Source organism: Streptomyces sp. G-G2, from assembly GCF_030063135.1.
Classification (GTDB): domain Bacteria; phylum Actinomycetota; class Actinomycetes; order Streptomycetales; family Streptomycetaceae; genus Streptomyces.
Genome location: NZ_JASISO010000056.1, coordinates 1 through 15,319, shown reverse-complemented (window position 1 = coordinate 15,319; position 15,319 = coordinate 1). Strand labels below are relative to the sequence as shown.

Below are 15,319 nucleotides of genomic sequence, written 5' to 3'. Positions count from 1 at the left end.
ATGATCGCGGAGGGCCTCTCCTGTACGTACCCCCGACCGGATTCGAACCGGCGCTACCGCCTTGAGAGGGCGGCGTGCTAGGCCGCTACACAACGGGGGCCTGCATGCTTTGTGCTGCGCTGGGCTACCAGGACTCGAACCTAGAATAAGGGAACCAGAAACCCTCGTGTTGCCAATTACACTATAGCCCATAGTGGTCTAGACCAGCTAGACAGTACCCCCGACCGGATTCGAACCGGCGCTACCGCCTTGAGAGGGCGGCGTGCTAGGCCGCTACACAACGGGGGCCCTAGCGATCCTGCATCAAGACGTCCGGGTGCGACCCTGGAGATCTCGCGGGAAGGATCTGTACCCCCGACCGGATTCGAACCGGCGCTACCGCCTTGAGAGGGCGGCGTGCTAGGCCGCTACACAACGGGGGCAAAGCACTGCGTTACTTCTGTACTGCGCTGGGCTACCAGGACTCGAACCTAGAATAAGGGAACCAGAAACCCTCGTGTTGCCAATTACACTATAGCCCACCAAAACACAACCCCTTGCGGGGGTTTGTTTGGGTTGTTGCGCTTCCGTTCTGACCTTGCGGCCCGCACCGGCGGCGCAGAAAGAACATTACCGGATGCCTGACCGTGCTCCAAAACGGGTATCCCCGGCCAGCAGGGCAGGAAGCTGCGCGAGTCCGGTGATCCGGTGCACCCTCTCGGGGGCCGGACCGGGCCGCGCGCCCCGCCCCTCGCCCCGGTCGAGCCAGACGGCCACCAGACCGGCGTCACGCGCCCCGCGCGCGTCGATCTCCGGCTGGTCACCCACGTAGGCCACCTCGTCCGGCGCGAGCCCCATGGCCTCGCAGGCTGCCAGGAAAGCGGCCGCGTCGGGCTTGCTGCAGCCCAGCTCGGCGGCGCACACGAGGACCTCGAAGCGCTCCCGCAGGCCGAGGAAGCGCAGCTTGGGGTCCTGGTTGGCGAAGGAGGAGTTGGAGAGCACCCCGTGCCGGTGGGTACCGGCCAGCAGGTCGAGTACGGGCACCACGTCCGGGAAGACGGCCCAGGCGGCCTTGTAGTGCGCGACGTACCGGTCGAACCAGGCGTCCGCCAGCGCGCCGCTCAGCGCGGGCCGCTCCAGGAAGTCCCGGACGCGGTCGCGCCGCTGCTCCTGGAAGTCGACCTCACCCGCGGCGAAGCGGCCCCAGTGCCGGTCGGTGTACGCCCGCCACAGCTCCAGGGCCCGCCGCGCAGACCCGTACCGCCCCGCGAGGCCCTCCTGCGCCAGGTGGGCCTCGAGACCGGCCGTGTCGGCCCCGCTGTAGTCGAAGAGCGTGTCGTCGATGTCCCACAGCACCGCGCGTATCGGCATACGGGCGACCCTACGCCGCGTCGATGCGGGACAGGGACTTGTCCTTGCCCAGGATCTCCAGGGACTCGAAGAGCGGCAGGCCCACCGTGCGGCCGGTGACCGCGACGCGGACCGGCGCCTGCGCCTTGCCGAGCTTGAGGCCGTGGGCCTCGCCCGCGGTCAGGACGGCCTGTTTGAGCGCCTCGGGATCGCTCCAGTCGGCCGCCTCCAGGTTGGCGCGGGCCGTGGTCAGCAGGGCCGCGGGCTCGCCCTTCATCGCCTTGTCCCACGAGGGCTGGTCCTCGACCGGCTCGTCGAGGAAGAGGAAGTCGACGTTGGCGGTGATGTCCGACAGGACCGCCAGGCGGGTCTGCGCGTGGGGGGCGATGGCCTCCCAGGCCGCCTGGTCGAAGGCCTCGGGGGCCCACGGGGCGTGCGGGGCGCGCAGCCAGGGGGTGCAGGCCTCGGCGAAGGCCTTCACGTCCAGCATGCGGATGTGGTCGCCGTTGATCGACTCGCACTTCTTGAGGTCGAAGCGCGCCGGGTTGGCGTTGACCTCGGGGATGTCGAACTTCGCCACCATCTCCTCGATCGAGAAGACGTCCTGGTCCTTGGAGAAGGACCAGCCGAGCAGCGAGAGGTAGTTCAGCAGGCCCTCGGGGAGGAAGCCGCGCTCGCGGTACAGGTTGAGCGAGGACTCCGGGTCGCGCTTGGAGAGCTTCTTGTTGCCCTCGCCCATCACGTACGGCAGGTGGCCGAAGGAGGGCACGGCCTTGGCGATGCCCAGCTCGATCAGGGCGCCGTAGAGCGCGATCTGGCGCGGGGTGGAGGACAGCAGGTCCTCGCCGCGCAGTACGTGCGTGATCTCCATCAGCGCGTCGTCGACCGGATTGACCAGGGTGTACAGCGGGGCGCCGTTGGCCCGGACGATGCCGAAGTCCGGCACGTTCTCCGGGGTGAAGGACAGCTCGCCGCGGACCAGGTCGGTGAAGGTGATCGTCTCGTCGGGCATCCGGAAGCGGACGATCGAGGAGCGGCCCTCGGCCTGGTACGCCGCCACCTGGTCGGCGCTCAGCTCACGGCAGGTGCCGTCGTAGCCGGACGGCTTCCCCGCGGCGCGTGCGGCGTCGCGGCGCGCGTCCAGCTCCTCGGTGGTGCAGTAGCAGTCGTAGGCGTAGCCGCCGTCCTTGAGCTTCTTCGCGACGTCCGCGTAGATGTCCATGCGCTCGGACTGGCGGTACGGGGCGTGCGGGCCGCCGACCTCGGGGCCCTCGTCCCAGGTGAAGCCGAGCCAGCGCAGCGAGTCGAGCAGCTGCGCGTACGACTCCTCGGAGTCGCGGGCCGCGTCGGTGTCCTCGATGCGGAAGACGAACGTACCGCCGTGGTGGCGGGCGAACGCCCAGTTGAAGAGGGCGGTCCGGACCAGGCCGACGTGGGGGTTGCCGGTCGGGGAGGGACAGAAACGTACGCGGACAGGTGCGTTAACCACGCTTGATCACCTTGTTGGTGAGAGTGCCGATGCCTTCGATGGTGACGGCGACCTCGTCGCCGACGTTGAGGGGGCCGACTCCGGCCGGGGTCCCGGTGAGGATGACGTCGCCGGGGAGCAGCGTCATGGCCTCGGTGATGTGCACGATCAGGTCCTCGATGGAGCGGACCATGTCGCTGGTGCGGCCGAGCTGGCGCTGTTCGCCGTTCACGGTGCACTGGACGGCCAGGTCGCTCGGGTCCAGGTCGGTCTCGATCCAGGGGCCGAGGGGACAGGCGCCGTCGAAGCCCTTGGCCCGGGCCCACTGCTTCTCGCGCTGCTGCACGTCGCGCGCGGTGAGGTCGTTGGCACAGGTGTAGCCGAGGATGACGTCCTTCACGCGCTCGCGCGGGACCTCGCGGCACATCCGGCCGATCACCACGGCCAGCTCAGCCTCGTGGTGGACGTCCTGGGAGAAGGAGGGGTAGGCGATCGGGTCGCCCGGCCCGATCACCGAGGTGGAGGGCTTGAAGAAGGTGATCGGCGCGTCCAGGCGGCCTTGATCATCGACGATGGCGTTGCCCAGCTCCGCCGCGTGCTCCGCATAGTTGCGGCCGATGGCCACGATCTTGCTGGGCAGCACGGGCGGGAGGAGCCGGACCCGGTCCCGGGAGGACGGGTCCAGGGGGACCTTCGTTCCGGACAGTTCGAAGTCCCCGTACGGGATGCCCTTGATGATGTCGAGGACGAGCCCGCCCTCGGCGCCGGGGGCGGCGTCGCCCTCGACCGCGCCGAAGGCGACATTTCCGTCGATCGAGAACCTGGCGATGCGCACGTGTTGCGTCTGCCCCTCTGTATGTCCGCTGGGTGGCCCGCGTGGGCCGGAGTCTGCGGACTCCAGGCTAACGCGGCGGACCGGGGCCCTTCACGCGGTGACCTCGCGCGGCTACGGCGCGGCGGGGGCCACCGGGGCGTCCATCAGGATGGTGCGGCGCGGGTTCGCCGTCTGGGTGGGCAGCTCGACGGAGTGCTCCGGAGCCTCGACCGACTGCAGCTCCTCGGCGTCCTTCAGGTGCGCCAGGGTGGTGCGGCGGGGGTTGGCTATGTTGCGGAACATCATCGTCGTCTTCTGCGTACTCATCGGAGTATCGGACCCTTGTCGCTTGGGGGCCGGACGCACCTCGTGGGCGCCGGTTGTCGGGCGTGCCGTCGCTGTAAAGAGCCAGGCTAAACATCTGAATCCCCCGACGAACGGAGAAGTAATGGCCACGGCTGTGTGAGTTTGCTCACCAGTGACCGGTCATTACGGTCATAACGGTCAGTCAATTCCGCCCCAGAAAACGGACATTGCGCCACTGAACGCGCCATTCCGCTCCTGATCATCTCGACTGGGACACCCGGCGGGTCATAGGGATTGCACAGCAAAAGTCCACTTTCCACCGAAAAGGCTTCCACATCGGGTAGCCCCTCTGTCACAAGCCGTAACCGACTCCCCGGCCGAACGCTCGCACCTTGTTGGAGATCCGCCACTGTGCTGGAATTCGCGGGACCGCCGCGGGAATCAGCCGGCGCGCAAGCGGCGCGACTATGCGCCGAGCGCGGCGGCACAGAGAGGGAGACGCGCCGGTCACCGACGACCACCATGGGGCCGTCAGTGCCCCACGACTCGACACCGTCCCGCCGGTCGCCCGGAGGGACGCCTGGTCCAGAGGTTGCGAGCTAGTGCAGGGACGTTTCAAGAGGGATGGAATGGGGTCTCCCCAGGCCCGCCAGGGACTGGGGGACGCTGCGGCGGAGCAGGAGCCGCGCAGCGGGACCGACCGTGGCTCCTCGCCCCAGCACGCCCAGAACCGCGGGCCGGCTGCCGGCGGCACGGGCCCTGACACGCCCGCCGCCCCCAAGGCGAAGGGCAGGGGCAAGAGCCCCAAGGCGAAGGCGAAGGCCAAGGCGAGCGGCAAGACCGCCGTGGACGAGTCGGCCGAGCGGGACCTGGCGATACCGAAGGCCCCCAGTGGGCCCGGCTCCCGGCTCGCCCTGCAGAACTGGCGCATCAGCACGCGACTGGTGTCGCTGCTGACCCTGCCGGTCGTCGCCGCCACCACGCTCGGTGGCTTCCGCATCAACGACTCGCTCAACGACATCGCGCAGCTGGAGCACATGCAGCTGCTGACGACGATGACCCGGCAGGCCACCAACCTGGCCGCCGCGCTCCAGGAGGAGCGCGACAAGTCGGCGGGTCCGCTGTCGGTGGTCAAGACGGGCAAGGCCAACAGCCTGGTGCAGGGCGTCCGCGACCAGACGGACGCCGCGGCGACCGCCTTCGCCGGTGCGACCGACAAGATCGACAACGCCCAGGACAAGGACGACACCCTCAAGTCGATCCGCAACAACGTCCTGCAGATCGGCCGTCAGCTCGCGGGCATCGAGGACATCCGCAAGAAGGCGTACGTGAACGGCGCCCAGCAGACGGTCTCCGAGTACAACGGCCTGATCGTCTCGCTGCTCTCGCTCTCCCAGGACATGGCCCAGGCCACCTCCAGCCCGGAGATGATCAAGCGCACGCGCGCCCTGGCGGCCTTCTCGTCCGCCAAGGAGTACGCCTCGATCCAGCGCGCGGTCATCGCCGCGGCGCTCCCGGAGACCGGTGCCGAGCCCGGCAAGCTCAGCGAGAACGACCGCCTGTACGCCCTGGCCGCCCAGCGCGGCGAGAGCCAGTCGAAGAAGACCTTCGAACTCGTCTACCAGGGCAAGCCCGAGGAGCTCCTCCAGGCGCTCGGCGACGGCAACAGCGAGATCGGCACCGCCGACCACTACGCCCGCCGCGTGCTGACCACCGAGGGGCAGTTCTCGAAGGAGAAGAACCGGTCCTGGATGGACTGGTACGACGCCGACGACACCAAGCTCCAGGCCATGAAGGTCATCGAGCTGACCCTGCTCGAGGACATGGAGCAGAAGGCCCGCGAGCTGAAGAACCAGTCTCAGCAGGACGCCATCATCAACGGCGCCCTGATCCTCCTCGTCCTCGGTGTCTCCCTCGTCGGCGCCTTCGTCATGGCCCGGTCGATGATCCGCTCCCTGCGCCGTCTGCAGGACACCGCGACCCGGGTCGCCCAGGAACGCCTGCCCGAGCTCGTCAGGCAGCTCTCCGAGACCGACCCGCAGGACGTCGACACCTCCGTGGAGTCGGTCGGTGTGCACTCGCGGGACGAGATCGGCCAGGTGGCCGCGGCCTTCGACGACGTGCACCGCGAGGCCGTCCGGCTCGCCGCCGAGCAGGCCCTCCTGCGAGGCAACGTCAACGCGATGTTCACCAACCTCTCGCGCCGTTCGCAGGGCCTCATCCAGCGCCAGCTCTCGCTCATCTCCGAGCTGGAGTCGCGCGAGGCCGACCCGGACCAGCTGTCCTCGCTCTTCAAGCTCGACCACCTCGCGACCCGCATGCGCCGTAACGGCGAGAACCTCCTCGTCCTCGCGGGCGAGGAGCCGGGCCGCCGGTGGACCCGGCCGGTCCCGCTGGTCGATGTCCTGCGTGCCGCCGCGTCCGAGGTGGAGCAGTACGAGCGCATCGAGCTGTCGTCGGTGCCCGGCACCGACGTCGCCGGCCGCGTCGTCAACGACCTCGTGCACCTGCTCGCCGAGCTGCTGGAGAACGCCACCTCGTTCTCCTCCCCGCAGACCAAGGTCAAGGTGACCGGTCACGCGCTGCCCGACGGCCGCGTCCTGGTCGAGATCCACGACACCGGTATCGGCCTGTCCCCCGAGGACCTGGCCGCGATCAACGAGCGGCTCGCCGCGCCGCCCACCGTGGACGTCTCGGTCTCGCGCCGCATGGGTCTGTTCGTGGTCGGCCGCCTGTCCCTGCGACACGGCATCCGGATCCAGCTGCGTCCCTCCGACTCCGGTGGTACGACGGCGCTCGTCATGCTCCCGGTCGACGTGGCGCAGGGCGGCAAGAAGCCCGCCCCGATGTCGGGCGGCCAGGGCGGACCGGGTGTGCAGCCGGCCGCGGGCCAGCAGGGCGCGGTCTCCGGTACGGGCGTACGTCCTCCCCTGGGCGCGGCGCCGCAGCGCGGCCAGGTCTCCGGCGGCGGCCAGCGTGCCGCGCTGCCCGGTCGTGAGAACTCCGGCCAGCAGCGTCCCCAGGGACAGCAGAACCAGCAGGGCGGCCGGGGCCAGCAGCAGCCCGGCCGCGGTCAGGCTCCGCAGGGCCCGAACGCCTTCGGTGCCGGTGCGCCGGTGGCCGGGGCCGGGCGCGCGACGGGCGGCTGGCAGCCTCAGGGCCGCCCCGGCGTCGTCCCGGGCGGGCCCACCACCTCCGGGACCGCCGGTCAGGGTCAGCATGACCCGTTCGGCGCCCCGCAGAACCGTCAGGCCCCCGGGGCGTCCCCGCAGGGCGGCGGCTTCGAGCGTCCGCAGCCCCCGGCTCCGGGCCAGGCCCCGGGCCAGGACGCGCCCGTGACCCCGCGGGTGCGGCCGCAGCTGCCGCCGCGCGGTGGCGCTCCGCGTCCGGAGCTTCCGGGCGCGGGCAGTGCCGCGGCCGCCGGGCTCCCGCAGACCCCCAGCTGGGGGGCCGACCCTGGCCGGCGCGGTGGCCAGGACGTTCCCCGCGGGCACGACGAGGTCCAGGGCCCCGGCTCCACGGCCGAGTTCGCCCGCCCGGACTTCAGTGCGCCGAACCCGTCCACCACGGGCCAGTTCGCGCGGCCCGGCACCTCCGGCGGCTTCCAGGACCCCGGCTCCACGGGCCAGTTCGCCCGCCCGGACCTCGGTTCCCAGGACCCGTCGGCCACCGGCCAGTTCGCGCGCCCCGACTTCCCGGGCGCCCAGAACCCTTCCACCACCGGCCAGTTCGCGCGGCCCGACTTCCCGCAGTCCGGGACGGGCCAGTTCGAGCGGCCCGACTTCGGGGCCCCGCGCACCGGCGGCCCCGGTGTCGGCGGCTACGGCGACCAGGACGGCCACCCGCAGCAGCCGCAGCACCAGCAGCCGGGGGCGCCCGTACCGGCGGCCCGTGCCGAGGCTCCGGGGCTGCCCCAGGCCCGCCAGCCGGAGGCGCTGCCCCCGGCCCAGCACCCGGGCGACGCCCGGACCCCGCTCTTCGACAACCTGGAGTCGAACTGGTTCCGCCAGGAGGGCGAGCAGCCCCCCGGCCAGGCACCGGCCGTACCCCAGCAGCCGCAGCAGGGTCTGCCGACCGGGCCCGCCCCGGTGGCCGCCACTCCGCAGCAGCCGCTGCCCCAGCGCGGCCAGGAGCGCGCGGCCGAGCCCGCGCAGAACGCCGCGCCCGGCTCGCCGACCGTGAGCTGGCGCTCCTCCCCCAACGACGAGCTGATGCGGCAGGCCGAGCGCGTGCGCCAGCCCGCCGCGGGCGGGATCACCACGTCGGGGCTCCCCCGCCGGGTGCCCCGCGCGAACCTCGTCGCGGGGACCGCCCAGCAGCAGGCCGAGGCCCAAGCGGGCCCGCAGGTCTCGCGTTCGCCCGACGACGTCCGCGGCAGGCTCACCAACCTGCGGCGCGGTATCCAGCAGGGCCGTCAGGCGGGCACCCCCGGTCCGGCGACCGGCAGTTACCACGTCGACCCCACTTACCAGCAGGAGCGATAGTTGAGTTCGATGAGCCAGGCGGCACAGAACCTGAACTGGTTGATCACGAACTTCGTGGACAACACCCCCGGGGTGTCCCACACCGTGGTGGTCTCCTCCGACGGCCTCCTTCTGGCCATGTCCGAGGGCTTCCCCCGTGACCGGGCCGACCAGCTCGCCGCGGTGGCCTCCGGGCTGACCTCGCTGACCGCCGGCGCCTCCCGCATCTTCGAGGGCGGCGCCGTCAACCAGACGGTGGTGGAGATGGACCGCGGGTTCCTCTTCCTGATGTCCGTCTCCGATGGATCCTCGCTGGCCGTTCTCGCGCACCCCGAGTGCGACATCGGCCTCGTGGGCTACGAAATGGCCCTCCTGGTGGACCGCGCGGGCAGTGTCCTCACCCCGGACCTGCGCGCGGAACTGCAGGGAAGCCTGCTCACCTGACGTCCGCACCTCCCGGTCGGCGGGTACTGCCGACCGGGGGGCCGGGGTCCCCGCCCCGGAACCCAGTACCGCCGTTTGGCCGTCATCCCGTCCCCCCACCGGCCCCGTCGGACGGCACCTTGACCACTGCTGTCCAGCCCGGAGGATTCATGACCCCGCCCCCCGCCTACCCCGATGCGTACGGAGACTCGTACTCGGAAGGCGACCAGCCGCTGGTGCGTCCTTACGCGATGACCGGCGGCCGGACCCGGCCGCGCTACCAGCTCGCCATAGAGGCGCTGGTCAGCACCACCGCCGATCCGATGCACCTGTCGGGCCTGCTTCCCGAGCACCAGCGCATCTGCACGCTGTGCCGCGAGGTCAAGTCGGTCGCGGAGGTGTCCGCGCTGCTGGCGATGCCGCTCGGTGTCGCCCGGATCCTCGTCGCCGACCTGGCGGAGGCCGGAATGGTGGCCATCCACCAGCCGGGCAATGGAGAGGCCGGCGGCACGCCGGATGTAACGCTGCTCGAAAGGGTGCTCAGTGGACTTCGCAAGCTCTAGCGGCGGTGGCGGGGCGACTCGCTCCACCACCTCCGCGAAGATCGTGGTGGCGGGTGGCTTCGGCGTGGGCAAGACCACGTTCGTGGGCGCCGTCTCCGAGATCAACCCGCTGCGCACCGAGGCCGTGATGACCAGCGCGAGCGCGGGCATCGACGACCTGACCCACACCGGGGACAAGACGACCACCACGGTCGCCATGGACTTCGGCCGCATCACCTTGGACCAGGACCTGATCCTGTACCTCTTCGGTACGCCGGGCCAGGACCGTTTCTGGTTCATGTGGGACGACCTCGTGCGCGGCGCCATCGGCGCGATCGTGCTGGTGGACACCCGCCGTCTCGCCGACTGCTTCCCCGCCGTCGACTACTTCGAGAACAGCGGCCTCCCCTTCGTCGTCGCGCTCAACGGCTTCGAGGGACACCAGCCCTATACCCCCGAAGAAGTCCGCGAAGCCCTGCAGATCGGACCCGACGCGCCGATCATCACCACCGACGCCCGCCACCGCGCCGACGCCAAGAGCGCGTTGATCACGCTGGTCGAGCACGCGCTGATGGCGCGCCTCAAATAACACGAGTACCGCCTCCGCGCGTTCAGGGCGGGCTGTGTCATGCGACACGGCCCGCCCTCTCTTTTCATAACGTTTCGAGAGAGAATTACCACGTGCCGGACACAGGGTGCGTTCGGGCGGTACCACTCCGCTCACAACTCGCCCCACTTTTCCTGCCGGTTGGTCTTTATGTCCGAATTATGGGGTACATAAGGCTCTCGGTACGGCCGGATTCAACTGTTTGGAACACGGCCGTTAACCGTGCTGGAATTCAACGAACTAGCTAGTAGCACCGCCGAGAGGTTGTTGGTCGAGTGAGGCGAAGCAATTCGAGCCCCGCGGAGGAACCCGCGCGCGGCAACTTCACGCCGCCCCCGCGCGTGGGGATGTCGGGCTTCGACGTCCCCGTCGACGCGCCCGCGAGCGGTGGCAGCACCAGCAGGTTCGCGCCCCGCAACTGGCGCGTGCCGACCAAGCTGAACGCCATCCTGCTCGTCCCGGTCCTCGTCGGCCTGGTCATGGGCGGCTTCCAGGTGAAGGGCTCCGTCGACACCTGGAACGAGGCCCAGGACGCCGAGAAGACCGCCCGCATCGTCCAGGCTGCGGCCGAATACGGCCAGGCCCTGCTCAACGAACGCGACCTCACCGCCGACCCCCTCCTCAAGGGCGAGCGCTCGAGCGAGGTCGTCACCAAGGCCTACGCGGCGACCGACTCGGCCAGGGAGAAGTTCGCCGAAGCCGCGAAGGGCATGCCGAAGAAGCAGGGCCTGCAGCGGCGGCTGGAGCTCTTCCAGCAGGAAGAGCCCAAGCTCGACCTGATCCGCAAGACCGCCTACGCCGCTCCGGAAACCGCGAAGAAGGACCTCCCCAAGTCGGCCGGGCCCATCCCGACCGAAGAGGGCTACGTCCTGGTCCAGCACAACCTGATGCAGTTCTCCAACGAACTGGGCCTGGGCACCGGCAACATCACCAGCTACGGCCGCATGGTCTACGCGATCGAGCTGGCCAAGGCCGCGAACTCGCTCCAGCGCTCCGTGGGCACCCACCTGCTGGTCCGTCCGAACGAGAACGAGGACGTCCGCAAGGCCCAGCTGGTCGCCTTCTCCTCCTACGCCTACCTCGAAGAGATCGCGATCGGCGAGTACGTCGCCGCCGGCACCGAGGCGGACACGGAGAAGCTGAAGGAGGTCATGGGCAAGCAGGCCGCCCTGGGCGCCAACAAGCTGAACGAGGCCAAGACGCAGGCCGAGCAGAACGGGACCACCTTCAAGGCACCGCCGATCGTCAACGGCTCCGCCCTGACCGGTATGACCGAGGCGATAGCCAGCGGCGAGAAGAACACCAAGCTCGCCCTCGGCGGCACCACCCCGCAGGCCTGGCAGGCCGCCGCCACCGCGAAGTTCAACGGCTACGCCGAGATCGAGAAGGAACTCCTCGACAAGGCCGTCGCGGACACCATCGTCATCTCCGACGACGCCCGCAACGCGGCCATCACCAACGGCGCCATCGTGGTCGTGGCCCTGCTCGCCGCCTTCATCCTGGCCGGCATGATGGCCCGCCAGATGGGCCGCTCCATGCGCCGCCTGCGCAGTGCGGCCTTCGACGTCGCCGAGCAGCGCCTGCCGATGCTGGTCGACCAGCTCTCGCGCACCGACCCGGGCAAGGTCGACACCCGTGTCGTGCCGATCCCGATCGACTCCCTGGACGAGATCGGCGAGGTCGCGCGCGCCTTCGACCAGGTCCACCGGGAGGCCGTGCGGCTCGCCGCCGAGCAGGCCCTGCTGCGGGGCAACGTCAACGCGATCTTCACGAACCTCTCCATGCGCAACCAGTCGCTGATCGAGGGCCAGCTGACCCTCATCACCGACCTGGAGAACAACGAGGCCGACCCGGACCAGCTGGAGAACCTCTTCCGGCTGGACCACCTGGCCACCCGTATGCGCCGCAACGGCGAGAACCTCCTCATCCTCGCGGGTGAGGAACCGGGCCGCCGCTGGGACCAGCCGGTCCCGCTGGTCGACGTACTGCGCGCCGCCTCCTCCGAGGTGGAGCAGTACGAGCGAGTCGAGCTGTCGGGCGTCTCCGAGGCCGAGATCCACGGCCAGGCCGTGACCGACCTCGTGCACCTGCTCGCCGAGCTGCTGGAGAACGCCACCACCTTCTCCTCCCCGCAGACCAAGGTCCGCGTCAACGCGACCCGGCTCCCCGACGGCCGCGTCATGATCGAGATCCACGACAAGGGCATCGGCCTCACCGCCGAGGACTTCGCGGACATCAACCACAAGCTGGCCAACCCGCCGACCGTGGACGCCGCGATCTCGCAGCGCATGGGTCTGTTCGTGGTCGGCCGCCTGTCGGACCGGCACGGGATCCGGGTCCAGCTGCGCCCCTCGGGCGAGCAGGCCGGTACCACCTCGTTGGTCATGCTCCCCGAAGTGATCACCCATGGTGGTGGTGGCGAGGTCATACCCGACGACGACTTCACGGTCTCCCAGATCATTCCGGAGCAGCACCAGCTCCAGCAGTACCCGCAGCACCAGGGCCCCCCGCAGCGCACGGCCGCCGAACTCGGCTTCGACGATTCGCAGTACGACCGCCGCCCGGGCTCCGAGGAGCAGGACGGCGAGCAGCCGCGCCAGCAGGACCCCGTGGGCCGCTCGCTGGGCCGCGGGGAGCGCCGGGCCGCGCTGGAGGCGCAGGCCGGCTACGCGCCGCCGGAGCAGGACGCCGCCCAGGAGTATTCGGAGCCCCAGCCGGAACACGGCTACCAGCCGTACCAGGGGTACGAGCAGCAGCCCGAGCAGGGCTACGACTCCACCGCCTACGAGACCCAGGACGGCTATCCCGAGCAGTCCGGCTACGCGCCGTACCAGCAGGATGGTTACACCTATCCGGAAGCTGGGTACCAGGACCAGACGCAGGCCGATCCGGCCTACGACGGTGCCTACGATGCCCAGTCCCACCAGGCAGAGTGGCCGGAGCGGAACTCCCACCCGGCCTCCTACCAGCAGGATTACGGGACCGAATCGGAATCACCGGCCGCTCCCGAACCGGCTTCGGACCGCGTAGGCTTCGACCGTCCGGACACCGCTGCCGACGCCGGTCACGATCTGACCGGAGCCGGCCTGCCCCGTCGCGGCAGCCAGCAGCAGTGGCAACCGGCACAGCAGGAAACGGAGTCCACCGGATCCCTCTTCGAGCAGCGGCCGCAGCGTCAGCAGCAGCCCGCTGAAGCGGAGCAGGAGCCGGAGGGAACTGACGGCCGCGAAGACTGGCGTTCTCGCAACGACGAACGCTGGCAGCAGGCCGGCAAGCTCCGTGAGCCGAAGGCGGGCGGGGTCACCCCGTCCGGTCTCCCTCGGCGGGTACCCAAGGCCAACCTGGTCGAGGGTGTGGCGGAATCGACCCCGCAGGGCGGCCCCCAGGTCTCCCGCGCCCCGGAAGACGTCCGTGGCAGGCTGAGCAACCTGCGCCGCGGCGTCCAGCAGGGACGCACCGCGGGTTCGGAGCAGTCAAGTAACAGCTATGACCAGGAGCGTTAGTGTGAGCCCGATGAGCCAGGCGGCACAGAACCTGAACTGGTTGATCACGAACTTCGTGGACAACACCCCCGGGGTGTCCCACACGGTGGTGGTCTCCGCCGACGGCCTGCTTCTGGCCATGTCGGAAGGCTTCCCCCGGGACCGCGCCGACCAGCTGTCGGCCGTGGCCTCCGGACTGACCTCGCTGACCGCCGGTGCCTCCCGCATCTTCGAGGGCGGGGCGGTCAACCAGACCGTCGTGGAGATGGACCGCGGGTTCCTCTTCCTGATGTCGGTCTCCGACGGATCGTCGCTGGCGGTGCTCGCGCACCCGGAGTGCGACATCGGTCTGGTGGGCTACGAGATGGCCCTTCTGGTGGACCGGGCGGGCAGCGTGCTGACGCCGGACCTCCGTGCGGAGCTGCAGGGCAGTCTTCTCAACTAGCAAACAAGCAGTGCGTTTCGCGCCACCGCACCATAGGGTGCGGTGGCGCGGTTCCACAGGGAGTACTGCGTTCTTGGAGTCGGAGGAGGAAACGTGACAACACCCCACGGAGGACATCCTTATGGCGGCGCGCAGCAGCAGCCGCAGGGTGGGCACGACCAGAACCGCTTCAACTTCCCTTCCTCCCCGAGCAACCGGCCCGCGCCGGAGCACCAGCAGTACCCGCAGCAGCCCTACGCCAGACCGGCGCAGGCCCCGCAGCGGCAGCAGCCGTACACACCCGCGCAAGCACACCAGCAGCACCAACAGCCGCGTCAACAGCCGCAGCGGCCCTCGCAGCCGCCTGCTCCCAAGGCGCACAACCCGCTGGTACGTCCGTACGCCATGACCGGTGGCCGGACCCGGCCCCGCTACCAGCTCGCCATCGAGGCGCTGGTCAGCACGACGGCCGATCCCTCGCGCCTGCAAGGGCAGTTGCCCGAGCACCAGCGCATCTGCCGACTCTGCGTCGAGATCAAGTCGGTCGCCGAGATCTCGGCTCTCCTCACCATTCCCCTCGGCGTCGCCCGAATCCTCGTCGCCGACCTGGCGGAGGCGGGCCTTGTCGCCATCCATCAGCCCGGCGGGGACGAATCCGCCGGCGGTCAGCCAGACGTGACACTGCTCGAAAGGGTGCTCAGTGGACTTCGCAAGCTCTAGCGGCGGTGGCGGGGCGACTCGCTCCACCACCTCCGCGAAGATCGTGGTGGCGGGTGGCTTCGGCGTGGGCAAGACCACGTTCGTGGGCGCCGTCTCCGAGATCAACCCGCTGCGCACCGAAGCCGTGATGACATCCGCTTCCGCGGGGATCGACGATCTCACCCACACCGGGGACAAGACGACCACCACGGTCGCCATGGACTTCGGCCGCATCACCCTGGACCAGGACCTGATCCTGTACCTCTTCGGTACGCCGGGCCAGGACCGTTTCTGGTTCATGTGGGACGACCTCGTGCGCGGCGCCATCGGCGCCGTCGTCCTCGTCGACACCCGCCGTCTCGCCGACTGCTTCCCCGCCGTCGACTACTTCGAGAACAGCGGCCTCCCCTTCGTCGTCGCGCTCAACGGCTTCGAGGGACACCAGCCCTATACCCCCGAAGAAGTCCGCGAAGCCCTGCAGATCGGACCCGACGCGCCGATCATCACCACCGACGCCCGCCACCGCGCCGACGCCAAGAGCGCGTTGATCACGCTGGTCGAGCACGCGCTGATGGCGCGCCTGCGGTAGGAGCCGCGGCCGGTCCGCGCGCCCACGTGAAAGGCCCCCGCACCGGTGGCGGTTTCTAGCGGTCGTTGCAACACGTGGTCGGTTGTCTAGGCCGCGAGGAGTTTATGCAGGCGCTCGGCTGGGGTTTCCCAGCCGAGCGTTTTGCGTGGGCGGCGGTTGAGCTGGTCGGCGAC

Annotated in this window: 12 protein-coding genes and 5 tRNA genes; 8 read left to right on the top strand and 9 right to left on the bottom strand. The window is 69.9% G+C overall.

The genetic code is table 11. The annotated features are described in order from the left end of the window. Nucleotides 1-27: 27 nt before the first annotated feature. The 9 genes from QMF80_RS32500 to QMF80_RS32460 form a co-directional block, all read right to left on the bottom strand. A tRNA-Glu gene (locus QMF80_RS32500) sits at nucleotides 28-100 on the bottom strand. A gap of 19 nt (nucleotides 101-119) precedes the next feature. Next, a tRNA-Gln gene (locus tag QMF80_RS32495) sits at nucleotides 120-191 on the bottom strand. Nucleotides 192-215: 24 nt separating this feature from the next. Further along, a tRNA-Glu gene (locus QMF80_RS32490) sits at nucleotides 216-288 on the bottom strand. A gap of 61 nt (nucleotides 289-349) precedes the next feature. Continuing rightward, nucleotides 350-422 (bottom strand) — tRNA-Glu (locus QMF80_RS32485). A 27-nt stretch (nucleotides 423-449) separates the two neighbouring features. After that, nucleotides 450-521 (bottom strand) — tRNA-Gln (locus QMF80_RS32480). 88 nt (nucleotides 522-609) lie between these two features. Further along, on the bottom strand, nucleotides 610-1,350 hold the full coding sequence (locus tag QMF80_RS32475; protein WP_283459861.1) for an HAD family hydrolase: 741 nt from the start codon (nucleotides 1,348-1,350) through the stop codon (nucleotides 610-612). A gap of 10 nt (nucleotides 1,351-1,360) precedes the next feature. After that, nucleotides 1,361-2,818, bottom strand: coding sequence for a glutamate--tRNA ligase (gltX, locus tag QMF80_RS32470; protein ID WP_283459858.1), 1,458 nt, complete (start codon nucleotides 2,816-2,818; stop codon nucleotides 1,361-1,363). Then, on the bottom strand, nucleotides 2,811-3,632 hold the full coding sequence (locus QMF80_RS32465; RefSeq protein WP_283459855.1) for a fumarylacetoacetate hydrolase family protein: 822 nt from the start codon (nucleotides 3,630-3,632) through the stop codon (nucleotides 2,811-2,813). The genes gltX and QMF80_RS32465 overlap by 8 nt, the downstream gene beginning before the upstream one ends. Nucleotides 3,633-3,743: 111 nt before the next feature. Then, nucleotides 3,744-3,938 (bottom strand): hypothetical protein, encoded by a 195-nt coding sequence (locus tag QMF80_RS32460; RefSeq protein WP_283459853.1) that lies wholly within the window; start codon nucleotides 3,936-3,938, stop codon nucleotides 3,744-3,746. Between the two features lie 581 nt (nucleotides 3,939-4,519). Between QMF80_RS32460 and QMF80_RS32455 the strand changes: the two genes are divergently transcribed. The 8 genes from QMF80_RS32455 to QMF80_RS32420 all read left to right on the top strand — a co-directional run bounded on the left by QMF80_RS32455 (nucleotide 4,520) and on the right by QMF80_RS32420 (nucleotide 15,146). Continuing rightward, entirely contained in the window at nucleotides 4,520-8,401 is a 3,882-nt protein-coding gene (locus tag QMF80_RS32455) for a sensor histidine kinase (RefSeq protein ID WP_502962969.1), read from the top strand. A 9-nt stretch (nucleotides 8,402-8,410) separates the two neighbouring features. Then, nucleotides 8,411-8,824 (top strand): roadblock/LC7 domain-containing protein, encoded by a 414-nt coding sequence (locus tag QMF80_RS32450; protein ID WP_349372260.1) that lies wholly within the window; start codon nucleotides 8,411-8,413, stop codon nucleotides 8,822-8,824. 149 nt (nucleotides 8,825-8,973) lie between these two features. Next, nucleotides 8,974-9,366: a DUF742 domain-containing protein gene (locus tag QMF80_RS32445; RefSeq protein WP_283459848.1), complete on the top strand. Its 393-nt coding sequence runs from the start codon at nucleotides 8,974-8,976 to the stop codon at nucleotides 9,364-9,366. Beyond that, complete coding sequence (locus QMF80_RS32440) at nucleotides 9,347-9,934, top strand: GTP-binding protein (RefSeq protein WP_283459846.1); 588 nt, start codon at nucleotides 9,347-9,349, stop codon at nucleotides 9,932-9,934. Before QMF80_RS32445 ends, QMF80_RS32440 begins: the two co-directional genes overlap by 20 nt. 293 nt (nucleotides 9,935-10,227) lie before the next feature. Beyond that, nucleotides 10,228-13,455, top strand: a complete 3,228-nt coding sequence (locus QMF80_RS32435; protein WP_283459844.1) for a sensor histidine kinase — start codon at nucleotides 10,228-10,230, stop codon at nucleotides 13,453-13,455. 10 nt (nucleotides 13,456-13,465) lie between these two features. Next, nucleotides 13,466-13,879, top strand: coding sequence for a roadblock/LC7 domain-containing protein (locus QMF80_RS32430; RefSeq protein ID WP_283459842.1), 414 nt, complete (start codon nucleotides 13,466-13,468; stop codon nucleotides 13,877-13,879). Between the two features lie 93 nt (nucleotides 13,880-13,972). Continuing rightward, a complete protein-coding gene (locus tag QMF80_RS32425; RefSeq protein ID WP_283459840.1) occupies nucleotides 13,973-14,578 on the top strand; it encodes a DUF742 domain-containing protein in 606 nt (201 codons plus the stop codon). Further along, on the top strand, nucleotides 14,559-15,146 hold the full coding sequence (locus QMF80_RS32420; RefSeq protein ID WP_283459838.1) for a GTP-binding protein: 588 nt from the start codon (nucleotides 14,559-14,561) through the stop codon (nucleotides 15,144-15,146). Before QMF80_RS32425 ends, QMF80_RS32420 begins: the two co-directional genes overlap by 20 nt. Nucleotides 15,147-15,319: the final 173 nt, after the last annotated feature.